Raw genomic sequence first — 14,793 nt, forward strand, 5'->3', positions numbered from 1 at the left:
CGCTCCCACAGGGGAATGCATTCCAATGTGGGAGCGAGCCTGCTCGCGAAGAAGGTGTTATGTCCGATTCAGATTTAATGCGCCGGGATCAGCGCTGAACAACCTGCAATGCTTTCTGTTCTTTCGGCAGAACCCGTTTGGCAACCACGTAGTTCTTTTCCCAATACGGTTTCTTCAAGGTGTCGATGGTCACCGACTTGCCACGGCGAGGCGCGTGGATGAATCGGTCGTTGCCCAGGTAGATGGCAACGTGGTTGACTCGACGGCTCTTGATGTTGAAGAAAATCAGGTCACCCGGCTTGAGGTCGGCGCGATCCACTTTCTCGCCATGACCACTGGCCATGGCATTGGAAGTCCGTGGCAGGTCAAAGGTGGCGTCGTTGAACGCGTATTTCACCAGGCCGCTGCAGTCGAAGCCCTTGCTCGGGCTGCTGCCGCCCCAGCGGTACGGTGTACCGAGGACGTTAACGGCGCGGCTCAGCACGTTACTGCTTTCCTTGGACGCCATAGGCGGAACCAGGCTGCTCTTGCTGCTCAGCTCAGGAGCCGTTTTGAACGATTTCTTGCTTTTGCTCGACGGAGCAGAAGCATGGGATTTTGGGGTGTAACCATTAACGTTCGGAAGACGTTGCTCACGATTGGTGGCGTGGGCGGCCAGTGGCAATAATAGGCAAATGGTTAGCCATGTCTTGAAAAATGGACGCATTAGGCAGGGCTCGTATGAATTAGCGCGAAACTTTATAACAGCTTTTTTTGGCATTCCGAGGCCGTTGGTCGATTCCAATGGGGTCTAAGGGAACCCAATCGAGCCGTAAATTGACGCGATTGTCGGACAGAAGTCAGGCGCCACAAGGCTTTGACCGGACACAAGGTAGCACTTGCCATCCGTCGGGCACTCGTAAAAAAGTCACAAAGATTTAAAGAATATTTATCTATCGTGTGAATCGAGGTCATCCATGAACACCTATCAACCCCCCGTCCCGCATCAAGATACCCACAGTAAAGTGATCGGTTATTTGCTGTGGATTTTCGGTTTCACCGGCGCCCATCGCTTCTATTACGGTAAGCCGGTGACCGGGACGATCTGGTTCTTCACCTTCGGTTTGCTCGGGATTGGCTGGCTGATCGATCTGTTCCTGATCCCGTCCATGGACCGCGAAGCGGACCTGCGGTTCACTGCCGGGCCGATCGAATACAACGTGGCGTGGATCCTGCTGACGTTCCTCGGGATATTCGGCGTGCACCGCATGTATCAGGGCAAGTGGATCAGTGGCTTGATCTACCTGCTGACGGGCGGGTTGTTCTTCGTGGGGGTGTTGTATGACTTCTGGACGTTGAATGACCAGGTTTCGCTGCGTAACGCCCAGCGTCGATAAAAGCATCGCCAGCAGGCTAGCTCCCACAGGATTTGTGTCGTTCACGGATCCTGTGTGGGAGCTAGCCCTGCTGGCGATTGGGGCTACGCGATCTTAAGCCTGGTGGCTAATGCGTCCATCCACCAGGGTATAACGCACCACGCCCGGCAGGCTGTGGCCAATGAACGGGCAGTTCTCGCCCTTGGACAGCCAGGTCTCTCCGGCCACGGTCGAGGCCGAAGGGTCGAACAGTACGATGTCCGCCGCGCCTCCCACCGCCAGTTTGCCGGCCGGCAGGCGCAATGCCTCCGCAGGGCCGGCGCTGAGACGCGCCAACAGTGTCGGCAAATCCAGCAAGCCGTCTTCCACCAGGGTCATCGCCAATGGCAGCAACAGCTCAACACTGCTGATACCCGGCTCCGTGGCGCCGAACGGCGCCAGTTTGGCATCCCGCTCATGGGGTTGGTGATGGCTGGAAATGGCCGAGACCACCCCGGATTTCACCGCTTCACGCAGGCCATCGCGGTCGGCGCGGGTGCGTAGCGGCGGTTGGACGTGATAAAGGCTGCTGAAGTCGATCAGCGCTTCGTCGGTCAGGATCAACTGGTACAGGGCGACATCCGCCGTGACTTTCAAGCCGCGGGCCTGGGCCTGAGCGATCAGGGCCACGCCACGTGCGCTGGTGAGCTGGCTGAAGTGCGCACGCACGCCGGTTTGTTCGACCAGCAGCAGATCCCGGGCCAGGGCCACGGTTTCAGCGGTTTCCGGAATGCCTGGCAAGCCGAGGAAGCTCGCGGTCGGGCCTTCATGGGCCAGCCCGCCATCGGCGAGGTCGTGATCCTGGGAGTTGAAAATCACCGTCAGGTCGAAGGTCGCCGCGTAATCCAGCGCCCGGCACAGGGTGCGGGTGTTGCGGAAGCTCTCCAGACCGTTGCCGAAGGCCACGCAACCGGCATCGCGCAGGGCAACCAGTTCGGCCAGCTGTTCGCCGTCCAGGCCTTTGCTCAGTGCGCCGATCGGGAAAACCTTGGTGTTGCCGGCCTCGCGGGCGCGGTCGAGGATCAGTTCGGCCACCGCCGAGGTGTCCAGCACTGGCTTGGTTTTCGGTGGGCAGCACAGGCTGGTTACGCCACCGGCAGCGGCGGCACGGGTTTCGCTGACAATCGAACCCTTGCGGCTGTAGCCCGGTTCGCGCAGGGCGACGTTGAGGTCCACCAGGCCAGGGGCAGCCACCAGGCCTTTGGCATCAATGGTGTCGACGGCGACAAAACCGGCCGGCGCGGCGCCAATGGCGACGATCTTGCAGGCTTCAATGTGGATGTCGGTGACTTGATCCAGGCCGCTGGCCGGATCGATGACGCGTGCGCCGAGAATGCTGAGCTTCACTGAACGTTCTCCTGCTCGAATTGGCGCTGTGCAGTCTGTCCGCTCATGGCCATGGACAAAACGGCCATGCGAATCGCGATGCCGTAGGTCACTTGATTGAGGATTACCGAGTGCGGACCGTCGGCCACCGCCGACTCGATCTCTACGCCACGGTTGATCGGCCCCGGGTGCATGACGATGGCATCGGGTTTGGCGCCGGCCAGGCGCGCGGTGGTCAGGCCGAACAGGCGGTAGAACTCGCCTTCGCTCGGTAGCAGGCCGCCGGTCATGCGTTCACGTTGCAGTCGCAGCATGATCACCACGTCCACGTCTTTCAGGCCTTCGGTCATGTCGGTGTAGACCTTCACGCCGTATTGCTCGATGCCGATCGGCAACAGGGTTTTCGGCGCAATCACGCGGATGTCCGGGCAACCCAGGGTTTTGAGCGCCAGCATGTTCGAGCGCGCCACCCGAGAGTGCAGGATGTCGCCGACGATGGCCACCGAGAGGTTTTCGAAACCGCCCTTGTGCCGGCGGATGGTGAGCATGTCGAGCATGCCCTGGGTCGGGTGGGCGTGACGCCCGTCGCCGCCGTTGATGATCGCCACCTGCGGACACACATGCTCGGCAATGAAGTGCGCCGCGCCGGAGTCGCCGTGGCGCACGACGAACATGTCGGCGGCCATGGCTTCCAGGTTGCGCAGCGTATCGAGCAGGGTTTCCCCCTTGCTTGCCGACGATGTCGACACGTTCAGGGTGATCACGTCCGCCGACAGGCGCTGGGCCGCCAGTTCGAAGGTGGTGCGGGTGCGGGTGGAGTTCTCGAAGAACACGTTGCACACGGTTTTACCGCGCAACAACGGGACCTTCTTCACTGCCCGGGCACCAACTTCGAGGAAGGAGTCGGCGGTGTCGAGGATTTCCGTCAGCAACTCGCGGCGCAAACCGTCGAGCGAGAGGAAGTGGCGCAGCTGGCCCTGGTCATTGAGCTGCAGCGGGCGCTTGGTTTCTGGAGGCGTCATCGCAATGGGACTCTCAATAGGGCGAATTAAAGGGCGAGGTCTTGCACTTCGAGTTCAAGCTCAGGACCAGACAGCTTCACCCGTTCGTGGGCTGCCAGCGACAAGGTCGCGCCCAGTACGTTAGGGCGAATCGGCAGTTCGCCGGCGTCCAGGTCGAGCAGGCATACCAGGGTTACGCTGGCCGGGCGGCCGTAGTCGAAGAGCTCGTTCATGGCGGCACGGATGGTCCGGCCGCTCATCAGCACGTCATCGATCAGTACCAGATGCTGGCCTTCGATTTCGAACGGCAGGGCTGAAGGGCGCACTTGCGGGTGCAGGCCGTTCTGGCTGAAGTCGTCGCGGTAGAAGGACACGTCCAGAGTGCCCAGCGGGGCATCGCTGCCCAGTTCCTTGAGCAAGGCTTGAGCGACCCAGACGCCGCCGGTACGGATACCGATGTAGCGCGGTTCGCTGATGCCACGGTGTTCCAGGTGTGCCTTGAGACGGATCGCCATCTGGCTGATCAGTTCGGCGGGATTGGGCAGGCTCATGGTTGCTCCTTCTTGGGCCCGATACTGTTTTCCGGGGAGGGCACCGGTGTCGGACTCGGGGTGTCGCTTAAAAGAGAAGCGCCGTAGCGCTTTTCAGGATTCAAACAGTGCAGTGTTTTCGTCGAGCCAGCCTTGCAGCAGCAGGGCGGCGGCGATGGCGTCGACCGGGTTGTCGCGGTAGCTGCCTTTTTGCCCGCCACGAGCCATGCGTTCGCCCTTGGCTTCGAACGTGGTCAGGCGTTCATCGTGGGTATAGAAGGGCAGGTTGAAGCGGCCATTGAGACGGCGCGCGAATTTTTCCGCGCGGGCGCACATGTCGCTGGGCGTACCGTCCATGTTCAACGGCAGGCCAACCACCACGGCGTCGGGCTTCCATTCCTTGATCAGCGCATCGACCTTGTCCCAGTCAGGAATGCCGTTTTGCGCTTTCAGGGTGCACAGCTCGCGGGCCTGGCCGGTAATCACCTGGCCGACCGCAACGCCGATCGATTTGGTGCCGTAATCAAAACCCAGAATCAGCCGCAGAGCCATCAGGCGTGCCCCGCCTGGCTGGTGAGCAGGCTGAGGTTGACGCCAAGATGCCTGGCCGCGGCTTCCAGGCGTAGTTCACTGCTGGTGTTGAACAGGATGTCGGCGTCGTATGGGCAGGTCAGCCAGGCGTTCTGCGCCAGTTCGGCTTCCAGCTGTCCGGCTTCCCAACCGGCGTAACCCAAGGCGATCAGGCTTTTCGCCGGGCCGAGGCCGTCGGCGATGGCAAACAGTACATCCTGCGAGGTCGACAGGGACAAGTCGCCTTCCAGATCAACGGTCGCCTGAAAGGTCTTGCCCGACGGGTGCAGGACAAAGCCGCGATCGGTCTGGACCGGCCCGCCGATGAAGATCGGCACATGCTGGCAGAGAGCAGGCGGTTCGATATCCGGGCGCAATTGCTCAAGGATCTCGGCCAGGTTCAGGTCCTGCGGACGGTTGATCACCAGTCCCATGGCACCATTGGCCGTGTGCTCGACGATGTAGGTCAAGGTGTGCGCAAAGTTCGGGTCGACCATGTGTGGCATGGCGATCAGGAAGTGATGCTTGAGGTAACTGGGGATGACGTTTTTCATGAGCGCTAGTGTGGCGTTCGAGGGGCAAACTGACAAGCTGGGGATGCGCAGGAAATACTGTAAATTCCCTGATAACGAGTCTGATCATTGTGGGAGCGAGCCTGCTCGCGAAGAGGGAGTGTCAGTTGCATTAATGTTGCCTGACACACCGCATTCGCGAGCTGGCTCGCTCCCACAAGGGAAAATTGCCGGGTGTCAATTGCTGGACAACCGATCCCCACGGGCAAATTTCCAGGTGCGGATGATTTCCAACCGGTCGATATCCGACAAATCCCCGGTAAACGGCGCAAACGGTGCCGCCAGGCGCACGATGCGTTGGGCTGCCTGATCCAGCAGTGGTTGCCCGGAGGACTCCAGCACCAGCACCTCATACAGCGAACCATCGCGGTTGATCGACACCATCAGGCGCAAGTTGCCGTAAATCTGCTTGCGTCGGGCTTCCTCGGGGTAGTTGAGGTTGCCGATGCGCTCGACTTTCTTGCGCCATTCATCTTTGTACCAGGCGCCCTTGTCGCGCATGGTCGAGGCGGCGCTCAGACGGTGGATGCGCGGGCGTTTGGCGTACAACTGTTGTTCGTTGGCCAGTTCCGCTTCCAGGCTGGCGATGTCGCTGGACAGCTGTTCGGCGTCGAACGTCGGCGCGGCCACCGCAGGTTTGGTGACGGGCTTGGGCTCTTCGGTTTTGGCCGCGGCTTTTTTCGGTTTCGGCGCGACGGCGGTCACGGCCGCCTTGGGCGCCGTTTCCTGTACTTCAGGCTTGGCGGCTGGCGGTGGCGTGACTTTCTGCACCTTGTTGTCCTGGAAGGGCGCGACCTCGGTGGTCTTGGGGATGGCCTTTTTATCCAGGGTGCCGCTGCCTTGCTGATTCTCCTGAGCGAGGAAATCGGCTTTTTCCGGCTTCTTTTCGCTTTTGAAGGTAGCGAGGGTGATTTCCAGGGTTTTGCTGATCTGCTTGGGCTCGACCATCGTGAAGCCGACGCCCAACAGCAGCGCCAGGTGCACCAGCGCCGCCAGGAACAGGGTAAAGCCGAGGCGATCGGCCGGGCGCACGCCACTATGGGCGAGTTCGGGAGGCAGATCGGACGGGAGGGTCATGGCAGAAAAACCAACATCGCGTTTTTAAGGGCTCGGCATGATAACGCAATGTTGGTTTTTAGCTTCAAGCTTCAAGCTGCAAGCGACAAGCTGTAAAGGAACCGCTTCAGACTTGTAGCTTGCGGCTTGAAGCTTGCAGCTGCTTCTCTATGGCATCCATCAACAGGCCGCCAATGTCAGTGCCAAAGGCATTGTCGATTTCGCGGATGCAGGTCGGGCTGGTGACGTTGATTTCCGTCAGGTGCTCGCCGATCACATCGAGGCCGACGAACAACAGGCCTTTTTCACGCAGGGTCGGGCCGACTTGCGCCGCGATCCAGCGGTCCTTCTCGGTCAGCGGACGGGCTTCGCCGCGGCCACCGGCGGCGAGGTTGCCACGGGTTTCACCTTTGGCTGGAATGCGTGCCAGGCAGTAATCCACAGGTTCGCCATCGATCATCAGGATGCGCTTGTCGCCATCGACGATGGCCGGCAGGTAACCCTGAATCATGATTTGTTGCTGACCATGCAGGGTCAGGGTCTCGAGAATCACCGACAGGTTCGGATGGCCTGCGGTGTGGCGGAAAATCGAGGAGCCGCCCATGCCGTCCAGCGGCTTGAGGATCACATCGCCGTGATGATCGGCGAATTCGCGCAGCACGTCCGGGCGGCGGCTGACGATGGTCGGCGGCGTGCATTGCGGGAAAAGCGTGGCGAACAGCTTTTCGTTGCAATCACGCAGGCTCTGCGGCTTGTTGACCACCAACACGCCGGCGCTTTCTGCTTGTTCCAGCAAATAGGTCGAATAGACGAATTCCATGTCGAACGGCGGATCCTTGCGCATCAGGATCACGTCCAGATCGCTGAGCAGATTGTCTTGCTCGGCGTCCAGCTCGAACCATTTCTCCGGGTTGGCGAAGACTTTCAGCGGACGCATCCGCGCCCGGGCCTGGCCTTCGCCCTGGTACAGGTCACGCTGTTCCATATAGAACAGTTCCCAGCCACGTTTTTGCGCGGCCAGCAGCATGGCCAGCGAACTATCCTTTTTATAGGAGATGCTGGCGATAGGGTCCATGACAATCCCGACGCGAACGCTCATGGGTCTTTCCTCGAAATTGGGGGCTATGTCGATCCCTGTAGGAGCGAGCTCTGCTCGCGATGAGCCCGAGAACACCGCTGGATGTCAGGAGCCCAGCGTTATCGTTTACGACCATCGCGAGCGAGCTCGCTCCTACAAGGGATCAGCGTATAAAAGTGGCGTCAGAGTGGCGCCGAGTGTCTTCCCGGTCAAGGAAAAACCAACGTCGTGGCCGGTCGATAGATTGGATGTGGAGACTGTGCTAAAAAGACTGCCAAATCGTGCTGGCCCTTGAGCAACAAGGGTTTCGAGCCTTCCGGTTACCGGAATTGGACAATTTGATTCGCAAAGGCGACGGCAGAGCATTTATGGAACAGCATTCCAACGCCTTGAAGGTCATGGTGATCGACGATTCGAAGACGATTCGCCGCACCGCCGAAACGCTGCTCAAGAATGTGGGTTGTGAAGTCATCACGGCCATCGACGGTTTCGATGCCCTGGCCAAGATTGCCGACAATCACCCCGGCATCATCTTCGTCGACATCATGATGCCGCGTCTGGATGGCTATCAGACCTGCGCTTTAATCAAGAACAACAGTGCGTTCAAGTCCACGCCAGTGATTATGCTGTCGTCCAAGGACGGGTTGTTCGACAAGGCCAAGGGGCGCATCGTCGGCTCCGACCAGTTTTTGACCAAGCCTTTCAGCAAGGAAGAACTGCTGAACGCGATCCAGGCCCATGTTCCGGGCTTCGCCGCCGTTTTGCCGCAGTAAGACACCTAAAGTGACGCTCGGCCAGCGGGCCTTGCGTCGACAAGAATGGGGAAGACCATGGCACGTATTCTGATCGTCGATGATTCGCCGACTGAAATGTACAAATTGACCGGCATGCTGGAAAAGCATGGTCATGAAGTGTTGAAAGCCGAAAACGGCGCCGACGGCGTGGCGCTGGCCCGCCTTGAAAAACCCGACGCGGTGCTGATGGACATCGTCATGCCTGGCCTCAACGGGTTCCAGGCGACTCGCCAGTTGACCAAGGACCCGGAGACCGGGCACATCCCGGTGATCATCATCACCACCAAGGATCAGGAAACCGACAAGGTCTGGGGCACGCGCCAGGGGGCCAAGGATTACCTGACCAAGCCGGTCGACGAAGAAACCCTGCTCAAAACCCTGAACAACGTGCTCAACGGTTGATCGTCCGGCCATGACCGAGTCGCTGACGGCTTTCGAATTGCTGCTGCAGATCGACCAACGCTGTCGCCTGCTGGCGGCGGACTTGCCGTCACAGCCGATCCGCCAGGACAACTGGAGCGGCATCGGTTTTCGCCTGGGCGAGCACTGGTATGTTGCGCCGATGGGCGAAGTCAGTGAAGTGCTGCATGAGCCACGCTTTACCCAGGTCCCGGGGGTGAAAGCCTGGGTCAAGGGCGTGGCCAATCTGCGGGGGCGCTTGCTGCCGATCATGGATCTTGGTGGTTTCCTGGGGCATGAGCCGTCGACAGCGCGCAGGCAGCGGCGGGTGTTGGTGGTGGAGCATCAAGAAGTGTTTGCCGGACTGTTGGTCGACGAGGTATTTGGCCTCCAACATTTTGCCCGGGACAGTCTGGAGCCGATCAACTCGTTGGATGGCCCGATGGCGCCGTTCATTCAAGGTCGGTTTGAGCGCGAGCAGCGTTGGCAGGTATTTAGCCTGTTTGCGCTGGCGCAATCACAAGGCTTCATGAACATCGCGGTGTAACTGGGCTTTTTGTAGGAGCGAGCCTGCTCGCGATGGAGTGTCAGTCGACACAACTGCGCCTGATACACCATCGCGAGCAAGCTCGCTCCTACAGTGTTTTTTCGACAAAGTTGAAGGGTGTGGTTAACAGGCGAAGACCGATGATAAAAGCAAAAACAGGCAAGCCAATGGAAGGGTCGCGCAGTCGTTCGCAGATCATCGCGCTGTTCATTGCGTTGATCGTCTTCATCATGCTGTTGTTCGCCAACTTCGCATACCTCAATACCCAGTCCACTTACGACAAGCAGTACATCGGCCACGCCGGCGAACTGCGCGTGCTGTCGCAGCGCATAGCCAAAAACGCCACCGAAGCCGCAGCCGGCAAAGCCGCTGCGTTCAAGTTGCTCAGTGATGCGCGCAACGACTTTGCCCAGCGCTGGAGCTATCTGAAAAAGGGTGATCCTTCGACCGGACTGCCGCCGGCACCGTCCGATGTGCGTCCGGAAATGCGCGCCGTACAGCTCGATTGGGAACGCCTGCTGAAGAACACCGATGCGATTCTCTCCAGCGAGCAGACAGTGTTGTCGCTGCATCAGGTCGCCGCGACCCTGGCCGAAACGGTGCCGCAGTTGCAGATCGAATACGAGAAAGTGGTTGAGATCCTTCTGCAACGCGGTGCTCCCGCTGCCCAGGTGGCCATGGCCCAGCGACAATCGCTGCTGGCCGAGCGCATTCTCGGTGCGGTGAACACGGTGTTGTCCGGCGACGAAAGTTCGCAACAGGCGGCCGACGCCTTCGGGCGCGACGCCGCGCGCTTCGGCCAGGTGCTTAACGGCATGCTCCAGGGCAATGTGGCGCTGCGGGTCAGCCAGGTCGAGGACCGCGATGCGCGGGCACGCTTGATGGAAATTTCCGAGTTGTTCGAGTTTGTCTCCGGATCCGTCGACGAAATTCTCGAAACTTCGCCGGAACTGTTCAAGGTCAGGGAATCGGCCACCAACATTTTCAGTCTGTCGCAAACCTTGCTCGACGAAGCCTCGCACCTGGCCAGCGGTTTCGAAAACCTCGCCGGCGGACGCAAGACCGACACCATCGGCGGTTATGTGCTGGGCCTGGCGGCGCTGATGTCGATCATCCTCATCGGTCTGGTGATGGTGCGCGAAACCAATCGCCAGTTGCGCGAAACCGCCGAGAAGAACGAACGTAACCAGAACGCGATCATGCGGCTGCTCGATGAAATCGAAGACCTGGCCGACGGCGACCTGACCGTGACCGCCTCGGTGACCGAAGACTTCACTGGCACCATCGCCGACTCGATCAACTATTCAGTGGACCAGCTGCGTGACCTCGTGGCGACCATCAACCTGACCGCCGGACAGGTCGCCGCCGCCGTACAGGAAACCCAGGCCACCGCCATGCACCTGGCGCAGGCCTCGGAACATCAGGCGCAGCAGATTTCCGAAGCCTCCACCGCGATCAACGACATGGCCGAATCCATCGATCAGGTGTCGGCCAACGCCGCCGAATCCTCCGCGGTGGCGGAGCGCTCGGTGGAGATCGCCAACAAGGGCAACGAGGTGGTGCACAACACCATCCACGGCATGGACAATATTCGCGAACAGATTCAGGACACTGCCAAACGGATCAAGCGGCTTGGCGAGTCTTCACAGGAAATCGGCGACATTGTCAGCCTGATCGATGACATTGCCGATCAGACCAATATTCTCGCCCTTAACGCGGCGATCCAGGCCTCCATGGCCGGCGATGCGGGGCGCGGTTTCGCGGTGGTGGCCGACGAGGTGCAACGGCTGGCGGAGCGTTCTTCGGCCGCTACGCGACAGATCGAAACGCTGGTGCGGGCGATCCAGACCGACACCAACGAAGCGGTGATTTCCATGGAGCAGACCACCACCGAAGTGGTGCGCGGCGCGCGTCTGGCGCAGGATGCCGGTGTGGCCCTGGAAGAAATCGAAGGCGTATCCAAAACCCTCGCGGCGCTGATCCAGAGTATTTCCAACGCCGCGCAACAACAGACGTCGTCTGCCGGTCAGATTTCCCTGACGATGAACGTGATCCAGCAGATCACCACGCAGACCTCGTCCGGCTCCACCGCCACCGCCGAGAGCATCGGCAACCTGGCGAAAATGGCCAGCCAGCTGCGGCGGTCGGTGTCCGGGTTCACCTTGCCGGCCACCAAGGCCCAGGCGACGGACAACGCGTGAATCGCCCACGGGCGCATGCCATTTGACTGATGCAACGTGACTGAAGCGAAAACTGGAGTGGTTATGGGTGATCGGCACGACTATGTGGCCCTCGAATGGGTCAAAGGCGAGATTGCCGAAACGCTGAAGCAGGCTCATCACGCGATCGAAACCCAGCTTGATGATCCGCAGGCGACGCACGCCCTGAGCGATTGCCTGGCGTGCATCCACCAGGTACACGGCAGTCTGCAGATGGTCGAGTTCTACGGCGCGGCGCTGCTCGCCGAAGAGATGGAGCAACTGGCCGCCGCCTTGCAGGACAACCGCGTCAGCCATCGTGACGAAGCCCTGCACCTGATGCTGCAAGCCCTGGGGCAATTGCCCACCTACCTGGACCGGGTGCAAAGCGCCCGTCGCGACTTGCCACTGGTGGTGCTGCCGTTGATCAACGACTTGCGCAGTGCCCGTGGTGAAAGCCTGTTGTCGGAAACCAGCCTGTTCAGCCCGCAATTGCCTGACCTGCCGCCTCTGGACCCGGATTCCCTGGCGTTGCTCGCGCCGGCGGATCTGTCGAATGTGCTGCGCAAGTGCCGGCAGATGCTGCAGATGGCCCTGGTAGGTTTGCTGCGCGAGCAGGATGACGACACCCATCTCGGCTACTTGGCCAAAGTTTTTTCCCGTCTCGAAAGCCTATGTGACACCGCACCCCTGAGCCCGTTGTGGCAGGTCGCTTCGGCGCTGGTCGAAGGCATGCGCGGTGGTGCGATCGCCAACAGTCCGGCCTTGCGCAGCCTGTTCAAGGACGCCGACAAGGAACTCAAGCGCTTGCTCGAACAGGGCATCGGCGCCATCAATCAACCGGCACCGCCGGAGCTGCTCAAGAGTTTGCTGTTCTACATAGCCAAAGCCGAACACCCCACCGGGCAGATGCTGACCATGAAAGATCGCTACGGACTGGATGACGCGCTGCCCGACAGCGCGATGGTCGATGAAGAACGCGCACGCCTGGCCGGCCCTGACCGCGACGCCATGCGCTCGGTGCTGGCGGCGCTGTGCGAAGAGCTGGTGCGGGTCAAGGAGCGTCTGGATCTGTTCGTGCGCAGCGACCGGCAACATGTGTCGGATCTCGATAGCCTGCTGGCGCCGCTGCGGCAGATCGCCGACACCCTGGCGGTGCTGGGGTTTGGTCAGCCGCGTAAAGTCATCATCGATCAATTGGCGGTGGTGCTCAGTCTCGCCCAGGGCCATCGCGTGCCCGATGACGCGACCCTCATGGACGTCGCCGGAGCCTTGCTTTATGTCGAGGCGACCCTGGCCGGCATGGTGGGCACCGTCGAACCCGAGAGCCAGGAAGACAGCCAACTGCCGACCACCGATCTGACGCAGATCCATCAGATCGTGATCAAGGAAGCGCGCATTTGCCTGCAACAGGCCAAAGACATGATCGTCGACTACATCGACGCCGACTGGGACCGCCAGCATTTGCAGCCGCTGCCGGCTTTGCTGACCCAGGTGCGTGGTGCGTTGTCGATGATTCCGTTGAACCGTGCGGCGGGCCTGATCGAAACCTGCAATCACTTCATTCGTGAACACTTGATGCTCGAGCCGGGCCAGCCCGGCTGGCAGGAGCTGGACAGCCTGGCCGATGTCATCGCCAGCCTCGAGTATTACCTGGAACGCCTCAACGATGATCCGGAAGCGCCCGGTGAGCAATTGCTCGACATCGCGGAAAAGAGTCTGGCTTCGCTCGGCTTTTTCCCCTCTGAACAGCATGTGCCGGTGCTTGAGGATGTACTGAGTCCCAGCGAAGCGCAGACCCTGCAACAACTCCAGGAGCTGGATGCACAGACCGTCGTCCAGACATTGGCCGATGTGCTGGCAAGCCCCGTATCCTCTGTCAACCCGCCCGCCCTGACCACACCGGGTAGCCTGATGCCGCCGCCTCCCGGGGAAGAGCCGGTGGACGATGAGCTGCGTGGAGTGTTCCTCGAAGAGGCCGATGAGGTGTTGGAGATCCTCCGCGAATACTTGCCGCGCTGGTCGATCAATCCTGACAATCGGTCCGCGCTGAGTGAACTGCGCCGTGCCTTCCATACCCTCAAGGGGAGTGGCCGGATGGTGCGTGCGCTGGTCCTGGGCGAATTGGCCTGGGCGGTGGAAAACCTGCTCAACCGTGTTCTGGAAAACAGCGTGGAACCGGGCGCGACGGTGCAACAACTGATCGGCGATGTCCTGCATTTGCTGCCGGAACTGGTGGCTGAATACGCCGCCAACGCCCAGCGCCAGCGCAACGATGTCGATCTGTTGGCCGCCCGGGCCCATGCCTTGGCCAAGGGTGATGAGCCGTTATCTGACGAGGACACTCGAGACGTTGCGGCACTCGATCCCCTGTTGCTGGAGATCTTCCGTAAAGAAGCGCAAACCCATCTGGATAGCCTCAACCGCTTCCTCGAACAGGCCGCCGAACACGTGCCGTTGCAGGCCAGTGACGAGTTGCTGCGCGCCTTGCACACCCTGAAGGGCAGTGCATCGATGGCCGGGGTTCTGCCGATTGTTGAATTGGCCGCGCCGCTGGATCAGCTGGCCCGGGAGTACAAGGCTCACCAGATCGCCCTGGACCTGGACGAGGTCGAGTTGCTGTTGGAGGCTGAAGGCTTGTTCCGCCTCGGCTTGCGTCAAACGAAGACGGATCCGCTGGCCGAAATCCCCCGTGCCCGCTCACTGGTCGAGCGAGCCCGGGCGTTGCTGACCGAGCGCCTGCAAAGCATTTTGGACGCACCGAGCAGCGGCCACCGGATCAAGCGTGACCCGCAATTGATCAACAACTTCCTGGCTCAGGGCATGGACATCCTGCTGGACGCCGAAAGCTTGTTGCAGCGCTGGCAGCAACACCCTGGCGAGCGTCAGGAGCTCAGTGCGCTGCTGGACGAATTGACCACCCTTGGCGAGGGCGCGCACCTGGCCGATCTGCATCCGATGGATGAACTGTGCGAGGCCTTGCTCGACCTCTACGGTGCCGTGGAAGAAAGCAGCCTGGCGGTCAGCGAGACGTTTTTCCACGAGGCGCAAAGTGCCCACGAAGCGCTGATCAACATGCTCGACGAACTGGCCGCAGGCCAGGAAGTCAGCCCGCGCCCGGACCGGGTTCGGGCCTTGCACGGTTTGCTCGAAGGGAGTCTTGACCCGTCGGCCATGGGCTTGATTCGCAGTGACGGCAGCCGCAGCCTGAGCATCCGCGAACTCACCGATGCCACCGCCGAAATGGCACGCTCTTCTGTAGGAGCGAGCTCGCTCGCGATGGACGTCAACGATGACGCGTTGTCATTGGATGAACGCGGCGCCCATG

The 14,793-nt window shown here is 60.7% G+C and carries 14 protein-coding genes; 6 read left to right on the forward strand and 8 right to left on the reverse strand.

Annotation, left to right across the window (positions count from 1 at the left end; genetic code table 11):
- Nucleotides 1-88 precede the first annotated feature (88 nt).
- Entirely contained in the window at nucleotides 89-706 is a 618-nt protein-coding gene (locus ACSFE6_RS28015; protein ID WP_435430642.1) for a C40 family peptidase, read from the reverse strand.
- A 250-nt stretch (nucleotides 707-956) separates the two neighbouring features.
- On the opposite strand from ACSFE6_RS28015, the gene ACSFE6_RS28020 reads away from it, so the two are divergent.
- Nucleotides 957-1,376: an NINE protein gene (locus tag ACSFE6_RS28020; RefSeq protein ID WP_435430643.1), complete on the forward strand. Its 420-nt coding sequence runs from the start codon at nucleotides 957-959 to the stop codon at nucleotides 1,374-1,376.
- 93 nt (nucleotides 1,377-1,469) lie between these two features.
- On the opposite strand, the gene ACSFE6_RS28025 is transcribed toward ACSFE6_RS28020, so the two are convergent.
- The 7 genes from ACSFE6_RS28025 to gshB form a co-directional block, all read right to left on the reverse strand.
- Nucleotides 1,470-2,741: a dihydroorotase gene (locus tag ACSFE6_RS28025; protein ID WP_435430644.1), complete on the reverse strand. Its 1,272-nt coding sequence runs from the start codon at nucleotides 2,739-2,741 to the stop codon at nucleotides 1,470-1,472.
- On the reverse strand, nucleotides 2,738-3,742 hold the full coding sequence (locus ACSFE6_RS28030; protein ID WP_096514412.1) for an aspartate carbamoyltransferase catalytic subunit: 1,005 nt from the start codon (nucleotides 3,740-3,742) through the stop codon (nucleotides 2,738-2,740). The genes ACSFE6_RS28025 and ACSFE6_RS28030 overlap by 4 nt, the downstream gene beginning before the upstream one ends.
- 26 nt (nucleotides 3,743-3,768) lie before the next feature.
- Nucleotides 3,769-4,272, reverse strand: a complete 504-nt coding sequence (gene pyrR / locus ACSFE6_RS28035; protein ID WP_435430645.1) for a bifunctional pyr operon transcriptional regulator/uracil phosphoribosyltransferase PyrR — start codon at nucleotides 4,270-4,272, stop codon at nucleotides 3,769-3,771.
- Between the two features lie 93 nt (nucleotides 4,273-4,365).
- On the reverse strand, nucleotides 4,366-4,803 hold the full coding sequence (ruvX, locus tag ACSFE6_RS28040) for a Holliday junction resolvase RuvX (protein WP_435430646.1): 438 nt from the start codon (nucleotides 4,801-4,803) through the stop codon (nucleotides 4,366-4,368).
- On the reverse strand, nucleotides 4,803-5,375 hold the full coding sequence (locus tag ACSFE6_RS28045) for a YqgE/AlgH family protein (RefSeq protein WP_435430647.1): 573 nt from the start codon (nucleotides 5,373-5,375) through the stop codon (nucleotides 4,803-4,805). Before ACSFE6_RS28045 ends, ruvX begins: the two co-directional genes overlap by 1 nt.
- A 195-nt stretch (nucleotides 5,376-5,570) precedes the next feature.
- Nucleotides 5,571-6,470 carry an energy transducer TonB gene (locus ACSFE6_RS28050; protein ID WP_435430648.1) on the reverse strand — a complete coding sequence of 300 codons (900 nt, stop codon included), beginning with the start codon at nucleotides 6,468-6,470 and terminating at the stop codon, nucleotides 5,571-5,573.
- 106 nt (nucleotides 6,471-6,576) lie between these two features.
- Nucleotides 6,577-7,548: a glutathione synthase gene (gene gshB / locus ACSFE6_RS28055; protein ID WP_435430649.1), complete on the reverse strand. Its 972-nt coding sequence runs from the start codon at nucleotides 7,546-7,548 to the stop codon at nucleotides 6,577-6,579.
- Nucleotides 7,549-7,895: 347 nt separating this feature from the next.
- Between gshB and pilG the strand changes: the two genes are divergently transcribed.
- From pilG to ACSFE6_RS28080, 5 genes are all read left to right on the forward strand, one after another.
- On the forward strand, nucleotides 7,896-8,300 hold the full coding sequence (pilG, locus tag ACSFE6_RS28060; RefSeq protein WP_427635643.1) for a twitching motility response regulator PilG: 405 nt from the start codon (nucleotides 7,896-7,898) through the stop codon (nucleotides 8,298-8,300).
- Between the two features lie 57 nt (nucleotides 8,301-8,357).
- On the forward strand, nucleotides 8,358-8,723 hold the full coding sequence (pilH, locus tag ACSFE6_RS28065) for a twitching motility response regulator PilH (protein ID WP_096514418.1): 366 nt from the start codon (nucleotides 8,358-8,360) through the stop codon (nucleotides 8,721-8,723).
- Between the two features lie 10 nt (nucleotides 8,724-8,733).
- Nucleotides 8,734-9,267 carry a chemotaxis protein CheW gene (locus tag ACSFE6_RS28070; RefSeq protein ID WP_435430650.1) on the forward strand — a complete coding sequence of 178 codons (534 nt, stop codon included), beginning with the start codon at nucleotides 8,734-8,736 and terminating at the stop codon, nucleotides 9,265-9,267.
- A 140-nt stretch (nucleotides 9,268-9,407) separates the two neighbouring features.
- Nucleotides 9,408-11,468, forward strand: coding sequence for a methyl-accepting chemotaxis protein (locus ACSFE6_RS28075; protein ID WP_435430651.1), 2,061 nt, complete (start codon nucleotides 9,408-9,410; stop codon nucleotides 11,466-11,468).
- 63 nt (nucleotides 11,469-11,531) lie between these two features.
- Nucleotides 11,532-14,793, forward strand: a 3,262-nt coding sequence (locus ACSFE6_RS28080; RefSeq protein WP_435430652.1) for an Hpt domain-containing protein, incomplete at its 3' end; no start/stop codon positions are given.

Source organism: Pseudomonas baetica (assembly GCF_051216495.1).
In the GTDB taxonomy this organism is placed as follows: domain Bacteria; phylum Pseudomonadota; class Gammaproteobacteria; order Pseudomonadales; family Pseudomonadaceae; genus Aquipseudomonas; species Aquipseudomonas baetica_B.